Annotated in this window: 18 protein-coding genes and 3 pseudogenes; 11 read left to right on the top strand and 10 right to left on the bottom strand. The window is 72.2% G+C overall.

From position 1 onward, the window contains the following. From ACWC9T_RS13050 to ACWC9T_RS13060, 3 genes and pseudogenes are all read left to right on the top strand, one after another. Window positions 1-447: pseudogene (locus ACWC9T_RS13050) on the top strand (hypothetical protein); the annotation flags it as partial. A gap of 234 nt (window positions 448-681) precedes the next feature. Next, window positions 682-969 (top strand): hypothetical protein, encoded by a 288-nt coding sequence (locus ACWC9T_RS13055; protein WP_449821111.1) that lies wholly within the window; start codon window positions 682-684, stop codon window positions 967-969. 57 nt (window positions 970-1,026) lie between these two features. Beyond that, window positions 1,027-1,182, top strand: a complete 156-nt coding sequence (locus tag ACWC9T_RS13060; protein WP_387630498.1) for a DUF7196 family protein — start codon at window positions 1,027-1,029, stop codon at window positions 1,180-1,182. Between the two features lie 742 nt (window positions 1,183-1,924). Here the strand turns inward: ACWC9T_RS13060 and ACWC9T_RS13065 are convergent. The 4 genes from ACWC9T_RS13065 to ACWC9T_RS13080 all read right to left on the bottom strand — a co-directional run bounded on the left by ACWC9T_RS13065 (window position 1,925) and on the right by ACWC9T_RS13080 (window position 6,075). Beyond that, window positions 1,925-3,454 carry a DUF6529 family protein gene (locus ACWC9T_RS13065; protein ID WP_449821112.1) on the bottom strand — a complete coding sequence of 510 codons (1,530 nt, stop codon included), beginning with the start codon at window positions 3,452-3,454 and terminating at the stop codon, window positions 1,925-1,927. Then, window positions 3,451-4,404, bottom strand: coding sequence for a metallophosphoesterase family protein (locus tag ACWC9T_RS13070; RefSeq protein ID WP_449821113.1), 954 nt, complete (start codon window positions 4,402-4,404; stop codon window positions 3,451-3,453). Before ACWC9T_RS13070 ends, ACWC9T_RS13065 begins: the two co-directional genes overlap by 4 nt. Next, on the bottom strand, window positions 4,401-4,649 hold the full coding sequence (locus ACWC9T_RS13075; RefSeq protein WP_449821114.1) for a cupredoxin domain-containing protein: 249 nt from the start codon (window positions 4,647-4,649) through the stop codon (window positions 4,401-4,403). Before ACWC9T_RS13075 ends, ACWC9T_RS13070 begins: the two co-directional genes overlap by 4 nt. Window positions 4,650-5,520: 871 nt before the next feature. Then, window positions 5,521-6,075, bottom strand: coding sequence for a GNAT family N-acetyltransferase (locus ACWC9T_RS13080; protein WP_449821115.1), 555 nt, complete (start codon window positions 6,073-6,075; stop codon window positions 5,521-5,523). A gap of 50 nt (window positions 6,076-6,125) precedes the next feature. Here ACWC9T_RS13080 and ACWC9T_RS13085 point away from each other — a divergent pair, with 50 nt between their 5' ends. Continuing rightward, the gene (locus tag ACWC9T_RS13085) at window positions 6,126-6,716 is read left to right on the top strand and encodes a TetR/AcrR family transcriptional regulator (RefSeq protein ID WP_449821116.1); all 591 of its coding nucleotides are present in this window, start codon (window positions 6,126-6,128) and stop codon (window positions 6,714-6,716) included. 221 nt (window positions 6,717-6,937) lie between these two features. Here the strand turns inward: ACWC9T_RS13085 and ACWC9T_RS13090 are convergent, their stop codons facing one another. Continuing rightward, window positions 6,938-7,330, bottom strand: coding sequence for a nuclear transport factor 2 family protein (locus tag ACWC9T_RS13090; RefSeq protein WP_449821117.1), 393 nt, complete (start codon window positions 7,328-7,330; stop codon window positions 6,938-6,940). A 104-nt stretch (window positions 7,331-7,434) separates the two neighbouring features. Between ACWC9T_RS13090 and ACWC9T_RS13095 the strand changes: the two genes are divergently transcribed. After that, a complete protein-coding gene (locus ACWC9T_RS13095; RefSeq protein ID WP_449821118.1) occupies window positions 7,435-7,881 on the top strand; it encodes a MarR family winged helix-turn-helix transcriptional regulator in 447 nt (148 codons plus the stop codon). Window positions 7,882-7,960: 79 nt separating this feature from the next. On the opposite strand, the gene ACWC9T_RS13100 is transcribed toward ACWC9T_RS13095, so the two are convergent. Next, the gene (locus ACWC9T_RS13100; RefSeq protein WP_449821119.1) at window positions 7,961-8,371 is read right to left on the bottom strand and encodes a hypothetical protein; all 411 of its coding nucleotides are present in this window, start codon (window positions 8,369-8,371) and stop codon (window positions 7,961-7,963) included. Between the two features lie 263 nt (window positions 8,372-8,634). Here ACWC9T_RS13100 and ACWC9T_RS13105 point away from each other — a divergent pair, with 263 nt between their 5' ends. Both ACWC9T_RS13105 and ACWC9T_RS13110 read left to right on the top strand, forming a co-directional pair. Beyond that, window positions 8,635-9,093, top strand: coding sequence for a MarR family transcriptional regulator (locus tag ACWC9T_RS13105; protein ID WP_449821120.1), 459 nt, complete (start codon window positions 8,635-8,637; stop codon window positions 9,091-9,093). Window positions 9,094-9,397: 304 nt separating this feature from the next. Continuing rightward, window positions 9,398-9,580 (top strand): annotated as a pseudogene (locus ACWC9T_RS13110) (IS200/IS605 family accessory protein TnpB-related protein); the annotation flags it as partial. An 11-nt stretch (window positions 9,581-9,591) separates the two neighbouring features. On the opposite strand, the gene ACWC9T_RS13115 reads toward ACWC9T_RS13110, so the two are convergent. Continuing rightward, window positions 9,592-10,854 carry an alpha/beta hydrolase family protein gene (locus tag ACWC9T_RS13115; protein WP_449821121.1) on the bottom strand — a complete coding sequence of 421 codons (1,263 nt, stop codon included), beginning with the start codon at window positions 10,852-10,854 and terminating at the stop codon, window positions 9,592-9,594. A 36-nt stretch (window positions 10,855-10,890) separates the two neighbouring features. Here ACWC9T_RS13115 and ACWC9T_RS13120 point away from each other — a divergent pair, with 36 nt between their 5' ends. Continuing rightward, complete coding sequence (locus ACWC9T_RS13120; RefSeq protein ID WP_449821122.1) at window positions 10,891-11,460, top strand: helix-turn-helix domain-containing protein; 570 nt, start codon at window positions 10,891-10,893, stop codon at window positions 11,458-11,460. A gap of 273 nt (window positions 11,461-11,733) precedes the next feature. Here the strand turns inward: ACWC9T_RS13120 and ACWC9T_RS13125 are convergent, their stop codons facing one another. After that, window positions 11,734-12,027, bottom strand: coding sequence for a hypothetical protein (locus tag ACWC9T_RS13125; RefSeq protein ID WP_449821123.1), 294 nt, complete (start codon window positions 12,025-12,027; stop codon window positions 11,734-11,736). Between the two features lie 281 nt (window positions 12,028-12,308). Here ACWC9T_RS13125 and ACWC9T_RS13130 point away from each other — a divergent pair. Then, window positions 12,309-12,416, top strand: a pseudogene (locus tag ACWC9T_RS13130) (antibiotic acetyltransferase); the annotation flags it as partial. On the opposite strand, the gene ACWC9T_RS13135 reads toward ACWC9T_RS13130, so the two are convergent. After that, window positions 12,407-12,544, bottom strand: a complete 138-nt coding sequence (locus ACWC9T_RS13135; protein WP_449821207.1) for a hypothetical protein — start codon at window positions 12,542-12,544, stop codon at window positions 12,407-12,409. The pseudogene ACWC9T_RS13130 and the gene ACWC9T_RS13135 overlap by 10 nt on opposite strands. Window positions 12,545-12,867: 323 nt before the next feature. Continuing rightward, window positions 12,868-14,187, bottom strand: coding sequence for a M14 family zinc carboxypeptidase (locus tag ACWC9T_RS13140; protein WP_449821124.1), 1,320 nt, complete (start codon window positions 14,185-14,187; stop codon window positions 12,868-12,870). A gap of 178 nt (window positions 14,188-14,365) precedes the next feature. Here ACWC9T_RS13140 and ACWC9T_RS13145 point away from each other — a divergent pair, with 178 nt between their 5' ends. Together ACWC9T_RS13145 and ACWC9T_RS13150 are read left to right on the top strand one after the other, a co-directional pair. Then, entirely contained in the window at window positions 14,366-14,527 is a 162-nt protein-coding gene (locus ACWC9T_RS13145; protein WP_449821204.1) for a helix-turn-helix domain-containing protein, read from the top strand. 69 nt (window positions 14,528-14,596) lie between these two features. After that, on the top strand, window positions 14,597-17,314 hold the full coding sequence (locus tag ACWC9T_RS13150; protein ID WP_449821125.1) for a BTAD domain-containing putative transcriptional regulator: 2,718 nt from the start codon (window positions 14,597-14,599) through the stop codon (window positions 17,312-17,314). The last annotated feature ends 44 nt before the right edge of the window (window positions 17,315-17,358 follow it).

Raw genomic sequence — 17,358 nt, forward strand, 5'->3', positions numbered from 1 at the left:
ACCGGGTCGATGACCTTCCCCACCGCCGGACCGGTGTCGCTGACCGCCACCGTCACCGCAGCCGGCACCAACTGCACCTGCACCAACGTCGTCTCGCTCCCCGTCCCGATCACCGTCGGCGTAGGCGGCCCCGCCGCGAGCCTGCAGGCTCTGCCGTCCTGCTGGCAGGGCCACTGGGAGCACCAGCTGGCGAACCCCTCGCACGGGCAGCCGTACACCGCCACGCTGAAGGCCCAGCTCACTCCCGCGGCCGCCGGCGTGACGGTGAACTTCCTCATCGCCGGACAGCCGGTGGGCTCGGCGGTGACGGACGCGTCCGGGATCGCGACCCTCACCACCGACCTGAACCTGCTTCAGGTCCGGTCCGGCACCTTCACCGCGACCGCCACCGTCGGCGGCACGACGCTGGAGTCGACCGGCACCCTGCTGCCCTGCTGGCCGCAGTAGTGACCGGACCGGTCCTATCGGGCCCGGGACGTGGATCGCGGACCGGTACTGGTGGCCGAGCCAGGTGAGGCCTGACCTCATCGTCCGCAGATGAGCGGCCGACCTCGAAGGTCCGTCCCCCCGCCCTCGCACGGCGGGGGGACGGACGCGCTGGGGGCGTAGCGGCGAAGCCACCGTACCCGCCGCGCCGCCCGCAACCGTACTGCCGCGTCCCTGGTCAGTGGAGTTGTCCCGATGAGCTTGACCATGTTCCTTCTCGCGCTCGGCGCCACCTGCCGCGTCACCCGTTTCCTGACCAAGGACACCCTCGCGGGCGGTCTCAGGATCTGGGTCGCCGATCGCTTCGGCGAGAAGTCCAAGGCCGCCTATCTGATCACCTGCAGCTGGTGTTCGAGCGTCTGGGTGTCCGCCGTCGCGGTCGGCTGTGCCGCGTGCCTGGAGGGCAGCCCGTGGTTCCGGATACCGGCGACCGCGCTCAGCGTCTCGTACCTGGCGGGTGTGGCCTCACGATGGCTGGACTGACCAACGCCCCCTCTCCAGAAGACCCGAACCCCAGCACCCGGAAAGGACACTGAACTCATGGCCTGCAACTGCGGCGGAGGATCACCGCAAACCGTCGTTTACCAGCTGAGCCTGCCTGACGGCACCGTTCGCCAGTACGTCACCTACCAGGAAGCCCTGGCCGCACAGCGCCGAGAAGGCGGCGCCGGAACGATCACCGTCGTCACCCGGTGACACGGGCGCCCGGCATCGGGGCGCACCGAGGGCGGTCGGCGCTTCGACCGGCCGCCTTCCCCTTTCCCGAAGGGAGGAGCAGCACCGTTGCCATCCCGGCGCATCCGCGGGTCGGCCCGGATGACCACCCGGCTGCCGCCGCGCGGGGTGAGGCAGGACCATCCCTTGGATCTGCGATTCGCGAGGACCCTGCTGGACGTCTCGATCGTCAGCGTCGCGCTGCCCGCCCGCTGGCCGTCCTGGCAACGGGCCGTGGCCGGCGTCGAACGCCTGCATCACGGCCCGCTGCGCGGACGGCTCGGCGTTCCACTGGACCAGGGCGAGGTCCAGGCTCGCCGGCGGTGGGCCCTGGCCCGCCGCAGCCTGAGCAAGCCCGATGAAATCGCCTACTACCTCGCCTACGCACAACTCGACACAAACGTGGGAGCAGTTGGGTCGCGGCGACCTTCACACCCCGGTCGATACCCACGGACGTGGACGGCATCGCGTGCCGTTCGGGGGTCTGCTTGCCGTCCTCGACCAGAAAGGAGACGAACCAGTGCCGCCCCCGCCGGGTGAAGGTCGCGGAGCGGAAATGAACGAGTACGGCCCCTGGGAACCGCTCTGGCCATGGGAGCGCCCGAAGGACTGAGCGGGAAGGAACGACCCCGGACTCCTGTCCGTGCCCCAGGCCACAAAGTAGACGTTCTTGCTGGCCAGCGCGCTGGAAAGCGCAGTGCGGGAGAGGCACCCCACGTTCTGCTCACAGGCCGGGTACCTGGAAGCCGTTCAGGTACCAGAAGGGGGCGGCGTACCAGATCAGGGCGATCGCCGTGACGAGGGTACCGCCGGCCAGGGGGAGCGCCCAGCCGGGCCAGCGGCGGTGCCGGACCACGATGACCTTGGCGACGAAGGCCCCGTAGAGGAAGCATCCGGTGAGCGAGTGCAGCGCCACACGGGTGTCGGTGAATTGGACTCCGTAGGCGGTGATGCAGTGCCGGGCGATGGGCAGGGAGAGGAGGAAGGCGGTCACGCCGATGAGGCGGTGCGTGGTACGGACCGCGCGCGGTGCGGCTCGCAGTGCGGGCAGGCGACCGTAGATCCACAGCGCGAGGAGTAGCTGGATCAGCGCCAAACCCAGGAGCGCGGAGCCGAGTTGGGCTTTCAGCAGTTGTGCGTCGGTGCCGCGGTTCCCGAAGAGGCTGGACTCGTAGTTGGAGGTGTGCGCCCGGCCGTACCAGAAGAGGCCGGCCATGACCGCCAAGGGCAGGAGAAGCCACAGGACGTCATGGAGCCGTCGGTGGCCGGCGGGGGCAGCGAGGCCCTCCACGTGCTCGGCCGCCGCCGCTCTCGATTTCACCGCCGCCGCTAGCGAGGGCTGCCAGGACGCGAGGATCAGCAGGGTGAGCGTCTCGGCGATGAGGCTGAGCAGGGCCTGCGGGGCGGGCTGCAGGCCGTTATCGGAGAACCCGAACAATCCCGTGGTGCGGGATGCGGCGAACCCGACGAGCGTGCAGACGGCGATCGCGGCGGCGGCGATTCGCAGGAGCAGGGGTGCCGCCAACAACAGGAGTGCGGCCACCGCGAAGGCGGTACTGGCCTGCAGCAGGAACAACGAGCCGATGATGTGGACGAAGCGGTAACCGTCGATGTAGAGCTGAGCGTGGATGTATCCGCTCGCCGCGAGCGTGGCAGCGAGCACCAGGCGCAGTGCGAGGGCCGTCAGGCTCCGGGTTTTCTCGGCATCCGCACCGCCGACTACTGGCGGGGCAGCCACGCGTCCTTGAGGCGTCCGGCGGGCAGCACCTGCGGAAGCGGGGCGGGGCCCTGGCCTGGTTCGGGGAACGGATAGCTGTGGGTCCGGGTCACCTTCGCGCCCGCCTTGACCGTCAGTTGGCCGGGCGCGGCGGTGTCGCCGGGCCTCGGATGCCTGCCAGGACGCGAGGATCAGCAGGGTGAGCGTCTCGGCGATGAGGCTGAGCAGGGCCTGCGGGGCGGGCTGCAGGCCGTTATCGGAGAACCCGAACAATCCCGTGGTGCGGGATGCGGCGAACCCGACGAGCGTGCAGACGGCGATCGCGGCGGCGGCGATTCGCAGGAGCAGGGGTGCCGCCAACAACAGGAGTGCGGCCACCGCGAAGGCGGTACTGGCCTGCAGCAGGAACAACGAGCCGATGATGTGGACGAAGCGGTAACCGTCGATGTAGAGCTGAGCGTGGATGTATCCGCTCGCCGCGAGCGTGGCAGCGAGCACCAGGCGCAGTGCGAGGGCCGTCAGGCTCCGGGTGTTCATGCGAGCTTTTCGTCCTTGACGGCCAGTGTGTGGTTGCCCTGCCAGTAGTTGACGGTGCGGATGCCGAGTGCGTCCTTGAGGCGTCCGGCGGGCAGCACCTGCGGAAGTGGGGCGGGGCCCTGGCCGGGTTTGGGGAACGGGTAGCAGGTGGGGCGGGCCGAGTGGAAGGTGATGTTGCCCTCGGTCTTGCTGAACAGCTGGTGGACGTGCCCGTTGAGGCACGTGACTGAGGAGAAGCGGTGGAACATCGACAGCAGCTGTACCGCGTCGTCGGTGCCCCAGCCCCACGTCGGATACATCGCGAACAACGGGATGTGACTGAAGATGACGATGGGGGTGTCCGACGACAGGCCGGCGATGTCCTTGCGCACGAAGTCGATCTGATCGTTGCCCAGGTGGCCGAGTTGCTCCAGGTGCAGCGTGTTGACCAGCGCGATGAAGTGCACACCGTGGGTGTCGAAGCTGTACCAGCCGTCGCCCAGGGTGTTTTGGCCGAAGGCCTGTCGGTAGGCGCGTGGTCCGTTGTCTCCGATCGAGTCGTGCTCGCCCGGTACGGTGAAGACCCGGTCCGTGTCCAGTTGCGACAGCATCTGCTTGACCTGGTCGAACTGGTCGGGGGTGGAGAGGTGCGTCAGGTCGCCGCTGTGCATGACGAAGTCAGGTCGGAACCCGAGGGAGTTGACCTGGTTGATCGCTGTGCCGAACGTCCCGGTGACGTCCATGTTGGCCGGGCCCTGGAAGCCGATGTGGCTGTCGGAGATCTGCACGAAATGCAGGTCTGCACTGCTTGCCGGGGCCGCGTTCGCCGATCCCGGGATATGGCTGATCACCTCTCCTGCGACGACCGTCAGGACGACGGCACCACCGAACCAGGCGGAGTGCCGCATGAGCTGCCGACGGGTCATGCCGTGCTCGCCGCCGCCGTTGGAGTCGTGTGTGTCCTCGGTCATGGAGTCACCTCCACGGTGGCAGTCATGTACGGGTGGATGGTGCAGTAGTAGGGGTAGGTGCCGGGTTGGGTGAACGTGTAGCTGTAGGTGTCGTTGGTGGCCAGGGCTGCCGACTGCAGTGGCCCGCCCGATCCCTCTTTGCTGGTGACGGTGTGGGCGTCGGGGTCGGTGTTGGTCCAGGTCACCTTCGTGCCCGCCTTGACCGTCAGCGTGGGCGGGGAGAACGCGAAGTTCTTGATCGTCACCGCGTTGGCAGCGGCTGGAGCGGACGGTTGGCCGCTGGCAGGTGAGGTCGAGGACGTGCTTGGTGGTGCGCTGACAGCGACCGTACCGCTCGTTCCGGAGGCCCCTGGAAATCCCGCCAGGGTCTGGCCGGGTCCGGGACTCAGCGCGCCGGCGGGTTCGGGGTGTGACGATCCGCCGCACGCGCTGAGCAGTCCGAGTGCTCCGGCAACGGCGACAGCGACCAGGCACACCGTGCGCGACCGCCGGTCCGTCGGAGAAGAGGAGCTCGCATTCATGGTCATCGTTCCTTCTGCGCGTCCCCAGCCGCACGGGCGGGTGCGATCCAGGACCGGTCCGGGATCGGTCTTCTCAGCAGACAGACGACCGTGTCACACCCGCCGGGGGATGCTGGAAGGGGTGCAACCCGGTGGGTCACTTTATGTGAGCGGACAGCACATTCCATGTAGCGAAACGAATTCCGCAGTGGAGTCTCGTTGTTTCACCCCGGCGGCGGGCAGCGGGCCGCCTCAAGCAGGTCAGGGGCGTTCGGGCCGCTCACCTTTGTTCTCCCGGGATGCCCCTGGCTTCAGCCAGGGGAGGAATGGTCCTTGGACCGGAGCCGCGAAGCGGCGGAGCGATCTTCGGAACGCTGCTCGCAACATCCTGGCCGGCGGGTAGGCGGGCAGGCTAAACGCCCCTGGAGGGCCGGCAAGTTCCGGCGTGGCAATCCCATGCCGGGCACGGCCCGTTGAAGGGGGAACCCGCCTCGGCGACCTGCGCCCCACGGGAGTCCGTGCCGCAGGCGCGGGAGGAATCCCCCGGCTCCAGCCGGGGAGGATGTCAAAGCTGCGATGAACAGGCCGCCACAACGGAGAGCAGGCGATCATCCCACTACTTTGCGGATGGTGTCCGGGCCAGGACTCCGGGGCCGAATCGCAGGTCCATCCGCTGTTCGACGGTGTCGAGGCCGAACTTGTGGGCGGGGCGGGAGAGGGTGAGCTCGAAGCCGGCCTTCGCGTAGAGGTGGTGGGCGGCGTCGAGGCCGGTGACCGTCCAGAGCAGTACGCCTTCGTAGGAGCGGGCGCGGGCCTCGTCCAGGGCAGTGGCCAGCAGTCGTCGACCCAGGCCCTGGCCGCGGACGTCCGGGTCGAGGATCACCCAGCGCAGCTGGCCCCAGCCGGGGCGTTCCTCGGCGCGGACGAGGCCGACGGCGCCGACCACCCGGCCGGCGAGTTCGGCGACCCACAGGCGGCCGGGGGCCGGGTCGCCCTCGCGGATGCGGGCCAGGACCAACTCGGCCATGCCGGCGGCGACGTAGGCCTCCATGGTGGCGTCCATGCCGTACTCGCGGGTGTAGAGGACGCCGTGCAGGGCGGCGACGGTGCCGAGGTCGCCGGGGCGGTCGGCCTCGCGGATGGTCGCGATTGCGGGTGCGGTGGCGGCCATGGCGGCATCCCTTCCACTGAAACGCTCGTTTCAGTGGAACGATAGACCACGTGTCCACTCCCGCCAACGCAGCCTCCCGCCCGTCGCCGCGCCGCGAGGAGATCCTCGCCGCGACCGTCCGCTACGTCGCCGAGCACAACGTGTCCGACCTCTCGCTGCGCCCGCTGGCGGCGCGGATCGGCTCCAGCCCCCGCGTGCTGCTGTACCTGTTCGGGTCGAAGGAGCAGCTGGTCCGGGAGGTCCTGGCGGTCGGACGGGCCGAGCAGTTGGCGCTGCTGGAGCGGTGTGAGGCCGAGGGCGGCAGCGCCCGCGAGACCCTCGAACTGCTCTGGGAGTGGCTGACGAGGCCCGAGCGCCGGGGCGCGCTGCGGCTCTTCTTCGAGGGGTACGTCCGCGCCTTCGACCGCTGCGAGCCCTGGCTGGACTTCGGCACCGCCTCGCTGCAGGAGTGGCTGCCGCCGCTGGAACGCGTCCTCGACGGCACCGGAGTGAACGCCACCGTGGTGCTCGCCGTCCTGCGCGGCCTGCTGCTGGACCTCCTCGCCGACGGCAACGACGACGACAACCACGGCAGCGACGGCTTCCCCGCCGGGCGGGTACACGCCGCCTGGCGCGACTTCCTCGCCGCCACGCTCCCCTGAGGTCTGAGGCTGAGGCCGTTCCCGGCTGCGCGGCGTCAGACCATCCGGGCCGCCGTGGGGGCTGAACGCCCATGGAGGGCCGCAAGTCCCGGCGTGGCGATCCCACGCCGGGCACGGCCCGTTGAACGGGGAACCCACCTCGGCGACCTGCGCCCCACGGGTGTCCGTGCCGCAGGCGCGGGGGAATCCCCGCCCATCGGGGCGGGGAGGATGTCAGAGGTTCAGCGGGCGCTGCCGATGTTCCGGTCGTGCTCGGCGCCTTCGAGCATGAGGGTGGTCTCCTCGACGCGGCGGAAGCGGCCGTCGGGGGCGAACTCGGCGAAGAGGTAGACCTCCATGCGGACGGTGGAGCCGTCGGTCTTGTCGACGGTCATGGTGTGGCGGTCGGCGTAGCGGTCGCCGTCGAGGAGTTCGTCGTGGACCTCGATCGAGCCGCCGGCCACGATCGTGCGCAGGTGGGCGATGTGGGCCAGGAACTGCTGGCGGTCGTTCCAGCGGCCGTCGGTGCGCTGACGGTAGTCGGGGGCGAAGTGCCGGTCGGCGGCCTCGTTGAGGTCGAGTCCGGGGGTGAGGAGGAGGTCGGTGAGGGCGGTGCTGATGTCGGTGCGGTGCATGGGGTTCCTCCGGTGGATGGGTGGGTGGAGCGGGAAGATGCGTGCCTGAAGCACGCATTTCACGGTACATGAAAAGCGTGCTCGGCGCACGCTAATCTGGAGGGGTGACGAATCCGACGGGACATGAGATCGCCGAGGCCCTGGGGCTGCTGCTGCGGCGCAGCACCCGCGCCGGCCTGCACGCCCAGCTCGTCGACGGCCTCGGCGAGGCCGTCGACGAGCTCACCTATCCGGTGCTCAGCGGCCTGGCCCGCACCGGCCCGTGCAGCGCCGCCGACCTCGGCCGCGAGACCGGGCTGGACCGCACCACCGTGACCCGCCGCGCCGACCGGCTGGAGGAGGCCGGCCTGTTGCGGCGCGAGGCCGACCCCGGCGATCGGCGCGCCACCCTGCTCGTCCTCACCGACGCCGGGCAGGGCGTGGTGCGGGCCACCCGAGAGCGCCTGGCGGCCCGCATCGAGGGCTCCCTCGCGTCCTGGCCTGCGGCGGACGCCCGGGCCTTCGCCCGGCTGCTGCGGCTGTTCGTCGAGGAGGGGCCCTTCCAGGCATAGGAAGGGAGGCGGTCACCGCAAGGAGTGCCGGCACCCGCCAGGCACGGCGCCGCCGGCGCGCCGGCGGCCGCCGCCCGGCTCAGCCCCGCCGGATTTCGGCGAGCCGGGCCGGGGCGGCGCCGAGCCACCAGGTGGGGTCGGCGCCGCCGTCGGTGGTGCGGCCGCCGCGGTGGACGTAGTGCCGCACGTCCCGTCCGGGGGCGGCGAACTCCCCGGCGAGGGCCCGCTCCAGCCACTCCGCCCCGAACCGGAACACCTCGGCCGCCACTCCCCCGAGCGGGTGGAACTCGCCCTCGTAGACCCGCAGTTCCTTCGGCGCCCGGATGCGCTCGAAGCTCTCCAGCGCCCGACCGAGGCCGGTGAGCTCATCGAACTCGCCGATCCCGTACAGCACCGGGCAGTTGATGTCGGCCACCAGGTCGCCCAGCGGCATCCGGTGGGCCAGGTCGCGGTCGAAGGCCTCCTCGTCGGTGTACCCGGCCATGTACATGTAGTTGTTCTTGAAGGTCGGCTGGGCGCGCTCGAAGATCGTCGCGAAGTCCCCCGCGACAGCCTCGAAGGCGGCGAGCGCGGCCAGGCGGCGGTCGGTGGCGGCCGCCCGGGAGCGATGTCCAGGGCCCAGCTCTGGCCGGTCGAACGGATGGTCATGAGGGTCTCCTTCCGAGCTTTGAGATAAGTACTTATTGAATAAGTACTTAGCTATTAAGTACTGAGGCTAGGCTGCTGTCAACCCGCCGAGGAGAAGGACCGACCATGGCCGAGCCGCCACCCACCGCCGACCGCGCCCAGGCGCTCGACCGCCTGGCCCGCGCCGCCTACCGCCTCAGCGCCGCCGACGCCCGGCTGCGCGGACGCGCCACCCGCACCCAGGGCGCCCTCTCCCTCACCCACGCCCGGGCCCTGCGCACCCTGGCCGAACAGGGCCCCCTCACCATCAGTCAGCTCGCCGCCGGCACCGAGACCACCGGCGCCGCCACCACCCAGCTGGTGAACGGCCTGGTCGCGGCCGGCTATGTCACCCGCACCCGCCAACCCGAGGACAAGCGCTCCGTCCTGGTCGCCCTCACCGACGTCGGCCGGGCCCGGCACGACCAGCGCCAGCGGGCGCTGACCGAGGCCCTGCACACCGACCTGGACGACTACGACGACGACGCCCTCGACCGGGCCGCCGAGGTGCTGCACCGGCTGTCCGCCGTCTACGACCGGCTTTGAGGACGGCCACCGGCTCTGCCTGACGGGACCTCAGCGGGCGCCGCCGGCCGGCAATTCCCCGACCGCCTGACGATTCGCCCGCGCGGGGACGGGCGGGGACCCGGGTTCAGTTCCCCCGCTTCCACCACGCCGCCGCTGCGGCGGCGCCTGCGCCGGGGCCCCGCCGCCGGCCGCCGGCCCGGTGAACGGCGGCAGCGCCCGGAAGCCGGTCCTCCAGCACCGCTTCGCCGGCCGGGTCGGGCGGTTGGACAGGAAAGCCGACAAGAATGCGCCCGTCGACGCCGGTCGGAGACGGCTGCCGCTGGTGAGTGACAAGAAACAGCTCCGCGCGATTGATGCACCGTTCGTCGCTCTCGGCCCCTCGGGTGTGTCGATACGCGACCGGCTCAAGGGCCTCACCCCGCAGGATGAGAAGGTGCTCAGGCTGGTCGGCGCGCACCTGGGTTCGCTGGCCTCTCGTGACCTCAAGGCACGGTGCGCTGACGGCCCGGACCCTTTCTAGCGCCGCACCAGCCAGGTCGCGATCTCGTCCACCACCGCTGGCTCGACGTGCCCCGGTCGCGTGTACTCCGCCGGAGTGGGGCGGCCGCGGCCGGGGAAGAAGAGATGGTTGGCATCCTGGTGGATCCGGATCACCGCCTCGGATCGGTCCGCCAGGGTGGCCTGCCAGCGCGTCAGGTCGTCGGGGACGGTGACCTGGTAGTCCCGCCCGCCTTGCAGGATCAGCATCGGGCAGGCCAGTCCAGCTGCCGTGGACACCGGGTCGTACGCGCGCAGGTCGAGCCAGTAGGGGGCGGAGAGCCCGAGTGGCAGCAGCTCCGACGGCGTGTCCGGGGTGAGTTCGGAGCCGGCCACCAGCGCGGCCTGCCGGGTCAGCGCCTCCACCGCCTCGTCCACGCCCGGACCGGGGGCGAGCGCCGCGAGATAGCGCGCCACCCGGACGACCGCCTCGTGCATCGGCTGGGCATCCGCGGCGAGCAGCACCAGCCCGGCGATAGACGGGTCGGCGGCGGCGATCCGGGGCGCCACCTTGCCTCCCATGCTGTGGCCGAGCAGGTGGATCCGGTCGGGGGCCACCTCGGGCTGTTGCCGCAGCAGTTGGACGGCGGCAAGCGCATGCGGCAGGTACTCGTCGGCCATGGTGAAGTCCGGCGGCAGACGGTCCGGGTGTGCGAAGGTCGCCTTGTCAAAGCGCAGCACGGCCACCTGTCGCGTGGCGAGTCCCCAGGCGAGGTCCTTGAGCGGCTTGTTGGGGCCGATGCTCTCGTCCCGGTCGAACGCACCGCCACCGCTGAGTAGCACGGCGGCGGGCCACGGCCCGGGGCCGACGGGCAGGCTCAGCGTGCCGGGCACGGCGAGCGGTCCGGTGTCGAGCAGGACGTCCCGCTCCGTGAACCGGGCCGGGTCCGCGTAGTGCGGCGGCTGCCACTCGGCGTCGCCGTCCGGGGCGAGCCGCAGGCCGTGCAGCAGGCCGTCACCACCGATCGACGTGACCACGGTGAAGCTGCCGTTCGCACACGTCACCGGGATGCGCACGCGCACCGGACCGGTTTCGCCGGGCTCGCTCACCGGCTCTCCGATCGCCGTGATCCCGCCCCGTCCGGTGGCCTCGGCCGCCCACGCGAGCTGCAGCGCCTCGGCGTTGACGGCAGCGCGCAGCGGTGGCGCGAACTGCTCGACGATCTCGGCGAACGACTCCGTCCGCAGCAGTGCGGCGAAGCCCCCCGTGACCTCCAGCGCCCTTCCCTCATTAATTCTCACATTTGAGAACGGTAGCAGTCATGAGAAGGTTTGGGCATGGACTCCCTGGAACTGCTCGCCCACCCCATCCGGCTGCGGATCGTGCACGCGATGGGTGGCGGGCGGCTGCTGACGACTGCTCAGCTCTGTACGCGCATCCCCGAGGCCTCCAAAGCCACCGTCTATCGGCACATCGACCTGCTGGTGGCCGGCGGAATCCTGGAGGTGGCCGAAGAGCAGAGGGTGCGAGGCGCGGTACAGCGGCACTACCGGCTGCGCCAGGACCGAGCCGTCATCAGCCCCGAGACCATCCGATCGCTGGCCCCCGACGACCACCGACGCGCCTTCGCCACCGCGATGACGGCCCTGCTGGCCGAGTTCAACGCCTATCTCGACCGCGAGCAGGCCGACCCGGTGGCCGACCAAGTGGGCTACCGGCAACATGCGCTCTGGCTCAGTCCGGCGGAGCTGGATCAGCTGATCGGCGAGCTGCGCGCGGCCATCGTGACCAGGCTGGCCAACCGGCCGAGCCCCGAGCGGGCGCAGTACCTGCTGAGTCCAATCCACTTCCCAGTGGAACCCCGGGACAATAAGCCGAGCAGCCGAGGGCCGAAGTCGGTCACGTGACGGTCACATGTTTGGACGGACGGCTCGGCCAATCCGGCTGTCGCGAGACTCTAGCCCAGCGACGTGGTGGCGATCGGCGGCGCGCCGAAGGAGCCGGCCCGAAACACCAGTTGGTGTTCTTTGCCGGGACCCAGGCCGCGATCGCCGGTCTGGTCTCCGACCGCTCGGCCCGCCGAGCCACCCGCCGGGAGACCAGCACCGAACTGGCGCTGGCCCGCCCGACGGCCTGCTGATCACGCCAGAGCCGAAACGCCGGGCCGCGACGCCCCGACCTCAATCGCTCCCCGAGGTGGTGGCGTTCGGCCTGTACTTGGGGAAGCAGGGGATGCAGGCGCCCCTCCCCTGGGCCATGGCCTCGGTGAGCGAGACCAGGGTCGGCTGGTGCAGCTCAAGGCCGAGGCGGGCGGCGCGGTCCTGCCCGTCCGCGAGCGCTTCACACCCCGGCGTACGGTGGAACACCGATCCGCCTTTGGTGATCCACACCTGTGCTTTCAGGCCCTCGGGCGCCGGCTTGCAGTCACTGCACTGCCCGATGATCAACCCGTGGTCACAGCGTTCTTCCCCCATGCCCCCATGATGCCGACGGAGCGTCCGGTGATCAACTGTGGGCCGACGCGCGGCGGGGGCGGTAATTCGCGGGGCGGGTGGCGGCCCGTAGTGAATCAGGGAGTGTTGCGTTCCCGTTGTCCCGTCGTCCCGAAAGCGAGCGCCCGCGTGATCCCCGCCGTTTCCGACCCGACCGTGCTGCACCCCTTCCCCGAGCAGCCGCGGGTGGTGCTCCTCAAACCGCTGGTCACCGTGGACGGTGCCGCTCCCTCCGGCAGCTGCCGCGACCACACAATGGCCACGTGTGGCTGGGATACCGCACCACCGTCATGCCCGCGGTGCGGATCGGCCACGGCGCGATCGTCGCCGCCGGGTCGGTCGTCACCTCCGGCATCCCCGACTACGCGATCGGCAGGCTCCCCCCGATGTCGGGGAGCGCGACGTAGATGATGGAGAAGTCGAGCGCCACCAGCAGTTGGGCTCCGGCCAGTGCGGTGAGCAGACGGGGGCCGGGGGTCGGTCCGGGAGAAGCGTGCACGGCGGGTCAGCCTCCATGGGTGTCAGCGGGTCAGCCCGGAGCGGCGAGCGCCTTCCTGAAGACGTCCCGGAATCGCTCGGCGTCCAGGCGGGTTGCCGCGTTGGCGTCGGGGAGTGCGTCCGGTGAAACCGTACCGGTCGGTCACGGTCGCGCCGCGGGTGAACTCCCCGCGCAGCTCAAGTGAGACCGGGGCCTCGGCGCATTCGACATACGGAGCCCCTGGCTGGCAGGGGCGCGTCGGTGGAGCCGACCGCGGCAAACCCGTGGCCTGAAGGCCCGGCGGGGCGGTTGACTGGACGAGGGGTGCTCGGCCCGCCTCGCGCCTACCGGCGCGTGCGGAGAGGGGTGAGTTGCGTGGCGGCCTGGACGGTGTTCGCCTGGTGGTCCGCCTGGCGTCCGACGGGCAGCCAGGTCGGCTGGAAGCGCCGCTGGTACTGGGCACACCAGTCCCGCAGGAGGCGGTCGGGGCGGGCGTCGGACGGGTCGAGGGCGCGGCGCAGCATGGCGGCGGTGCGGACCGGGATGCGGTGGGCCCACAGTTCGATGCCGGCCAGCTTCGCCCGGGTCATCAGGCCCGGGCGCAGGAGGTCCTGTCCGCCGGCCCGCGGGTCCCATTCGTCGGCGAGCTGGCGCAGTGCGGTCAGCGGGGTGCGCACGGCCCTGAGCAGGGCGGTGTCGTCCGGATGGGGCGGGGCGGTGTCCAGCAGTTCGGTGAGCAGTCGGCCCCGGTCGCGCAGCTGGTCGGCACAGGCGGTCAGGCGGGGGCGGGCGTCGTGGGCCGGGCGGGTGTCGGCGAGGTGGTCGCTGGTCCAGGCCGGTGTCTCGATGACGACCGTGGCGCCGCCGTAACGCTGGGGGGCGAACCAGGTGCTGGCGCGGGCGCCCCCCGTGTCCTCGCGCCGGTCGGGGTGGGGCGGTGTCAGTGCTCCCGTGGTGGTCTCCTGCCGATCGATGTGGTGGGTCTTCATCAGGAAGACGCCGGGGCCCGAGGCGTGCAGCGAGAAGGTGTCGTAGCAGCCGGTTTCGACCGGGATGCCGAGGTCGGTGGCGGACTTGGCGAGTGGTTCGGCGAGGGCGGCCGGGTCGCGGGTCGCCTGGACGAAGGTTCCGCCGACGTCCGAGCCGTGCAGGGAGAACTGGAGGCAGGGGCGGAGTTCGTCGATCAGGTCGAGGAGGATCCGGCTCTCCGGGAGCCTTCCGCCGATCGCCGGGGCCCATTCGGGCTGTTCCTCGGCGGCGGGGCGGAAGTAGTGCGTGAAGTACTCGGGCAGGGTCCGGGCGCGGTGGCCGCCTTCGGCCAGGCCGGCCCCGTCGGGGTCGAGGCAGAGCAGGAGGTGCCAGGCCGTCGATTCGCGCAGGGCGGGGTGGGCCAGGATGCGGTGGGCCAGTTCCACCAGGCCGGACCGGCCGGGGAACTCGTCGGCGTGGGCGCCGGTGACGACGAGCACGTTGTCCGCGGCGTGGCCGATCGACAGGAGCAGCAGGGGCCGGCCGGCGCGGGAGGTGCCGAGGGTGCGCACCCGGCACAGGTGCGGATGGCGGGCGGCCAGCAGGTGTGCGGTGTCGGTGAGTTCCTTCAGTGTGGGGTGGCGGTCGTGGAGCAGGACCGCTCTGCCCGCGCTGGTCGAGGTGTCGGTGAGCATCGGTTCCCCTCCCCGGTGACGTCCTTGGTGACGCCCTTGCGGAGATCGCAGTACATCCGCTCGGGTATCGGCGCGTCCAGGGTGGCGGTGCCGGTCCCGGCGCGGCGGGCGGGGGTAGCCAACAATTCGGGCATTTCGCCTGGCTGTCGGTGGCGGGCGGTACGGTCGCCTGGTGATCGTGACGCAGGCGTACCGCTTTGCGCTCGACCCGACGGAGCGTCAGGGTCGTGCGTTGCTGCGGCATGCCGGGGCGGCCCGGGTGGTACGAAGCGTCTACCTCGCACCGGCCCTCCACGTCGGATCAGACGAGGACCTTGCCCAGTCATGGGCAAATCCCTGAGATTCACTGACCTCTCAAGGAACGGAGGTTGCCCGCCGCCATATGCTTGTCATATTTGCTGGTGGCGCGGTGGGGGCGTGGGTGGAGTTCCGGTTGTTGGGCTCGGTGGCCGTGGTGGCCGCGCAGGGGCGGGAGCTCGCGGTCGGGTCGGTCAAGCGCCGGAGTCTGCTGACGATGCTGCTGCTGAACCCGGGCGTGCCGGTGGGGGTCGAGCGGCTGACCGAGGCGATGTGGGACGAGGAGCCGCCCCGGCACGCGCGCACGGTCATCCAGAACCACGTGTCGGGGCTGCGCGCGCTGCTGGCCGCGCACGGGGCCGCCGATGGCGGGGTCGAGCTGGTGACCGGCGGCGGCGCGTACCTGCTGCGGGTGCCCGACTCGGCGGTGGACGCCGGGCGGTTCGAGCACCTCGTACGGTCGGCCCGCTCGGCCCGGGACGCGGGCGAGTCGGTGGCGGCGCTGCGCGAGGCGCTCGGGCTGTGGCGGGGGCCGGCGCTGGCCGGGACGTCGCCGAGCCTGCCGCTGCGGTGCGCGGCGCAGGCACTGGAGGAACTGCGGCTCGCGGCGGTGGAGGAGCTGGCGCGCGCGTACGGGCGGCTCGGCAACCACGGGGCGGCGGCCGGGGCGCTGGGCACCGAGGCGGCGCTCAACCCGCTGCGGGAGTCGCTGGTGGCGGCGCTGATGACGGCGCTCGGGCAGGCGGGTCGGCGCTCGGAGGCCCTGGAGTGGTTCCACCGCACCCGCCGGGCCCTGGCCGAGCAGCTGGGGATCGACCCGGGGGCGGAACTCGCCGGGGTGCACGAGGCGCTGCTGCGCTCCGACGCCCCGCCCGCCCCGGCCGTCGAAGCCCCGCCGTCGCCCGCGCCCTGGCCCTTCCCCCGGCGCCCCCGCGGCTTCTCCGGGCGCCGGGAGGACCTGGCCGCGCTCGACCGGGCCACCGCCTCCCCCGGGGCGATCGCCGTGGTCGCCGGCGGGGCCGGGGTCGGCAAGACCACCCTGGCCGTGTACTGGGCCCACCGGCGGCAGGCGGACTTCCCCGACGGGCGGCTGTTCGTCGACCTGTGCGGGCACAGCCCGCTGCCCGAGCGCTCCACCCCCGCGGTGCTGCGCGAGCTGCTGCTCGCCCTCGGTCTGCCGGCCGAGCAAATGCCCCACTCCCCCGAGGCGATGGCCGCCCGCTACCGGGAGTTGACCGCGGGGCGCAGGATGCTGATCGTCCTGGACAACGCGCGCACCTCCGAGCAGGTCCGCCCGCTGCTGCCCGATGGGGAGGGCTGCGTCACCGTGGTGACCAGCCGCGACCGGCTCGGCGGCCTGGTCGCCTCGGACGCCGCCCGGCCCGTCCCGCTGGCCGAGCTGTCCGCGCCGCAGTCCGTCACCCTGCTGGCCGACACCCTGGGCCGGGAGCTGGTCTCGGCCGAGCCCGCGGCCGCCGCCCGGCTGGCCGCCCTGTGCGACGGGCTGCCGCTGGCGCTGCGCCTGGCGGCGGCCCGGGTCGCCACCTGCCCGACCCGGGGCCTGGCCGCCCTGGCCGACGAACTGGCCGACGAGCAGGGCCGGTTGGGTCTGCTGGACGTGGAGGACACCAGCGTCGCGGCCGCCCTGGCGCTGACCGTGCAGCACCTGCCCGAGCCGGCCCGCCGGATGTTCCACCGGCTCGGCACCCACACCGGCGCCACCCTCGACAGCCGCACCGCCGCCGCGCTGGCCGGCAGCGCACTGCCCCAGGCCGCGGGCGCGCTCGGCCAGTTGGCCACCGCCCACCTGGTCGTCGAGATCGGCCGGGACGCCTACACCCTGCACGACCTGGTCCGCCTCTACGCCCGCAGCCTGCCGCTGCGCCCGGGCGAGGACGACGCCGAGGCGCTGCCCCGCCTGCTCGACCACCTGGTGAACACCCTGCTCGCCGCGTGCGCCGCCGCCGAGCCGGGCAGCGAGCCGTGCTGTGTCCCCCCGCCGGGGGCCCGGCAGCCCGTCGAGGTCCGGCCGTTCCCGGACCGGGCGGGCGCGCTCGCCTGGTACGCCGCCGAACGCGACACCCTGCGCGGCGCGGTGGAGGCGGCGGTCTCGGCCGGACTGCACGACCGGGCCTGGCGCCTGGTGCTCCTGCAGTGGCCGCTGATCGTGTGGCAGGTCCGGGACGGCTGGGTGCCGCTGCTCGAACACGGCCTGGCCGCCGCCGAGGCCGACCCGGACCCGGGCGCCCAGTCCCGCGCCCGCGCGCTGCTGGGCTGGGTCCTGCTGGAGGAGGACCGGCCCGAGGAGGCCCTCGCCCACCTGGAGCAGGCCCCCGGCCTCGCCGCCCTGGCCGGCGACCGCACCGCGCAGGCCGTCGCCCTGACCAACCTGGCCGTCGCCCTCGCCCGGTACGGCCGCGGCGCGCGGTACGGCGGACGGGCCCGGGTGCACGGCCTGCTGACCGAGGCCCTCGCGCTGGCCGAACTGGCCGACCGCGCCGACCTCGTCGCCCTCGCCCGCCAGCACCTGGCCGACCAGTGCCTGGCGGCCGGCGACCCCGAGGAGGCCGCCCACCACGCCGCCCGCGGCCTGGCCCTCGCCGACCCGCCCTTCCCGGTCACCCGCCGGGTCGTCCTGCAGACCCTCTACGGCCGCGCGCTCGCCGCCACCGGCCGCCCGGAGGAGGCCGCGCTCCACCTCGACGCCGCCCTGCGCTCCGCCCGGGCCCACCAGTACGGCGAGGGTGAGGCGGCGGCCCACGCGGCCCTGCGCGCCCTGCCCGCCCACCCCGCCACGACGGCCACGACGCTCCTGCCCGGACGGTGCTGACGGCCGGACGGAGCCGGGGCGCGCCGTTCGACGGGTTCCGGCCT

It is taken from the genome of Kitasatospora sp. NPDC001159 (assembly GCF_053598235.1).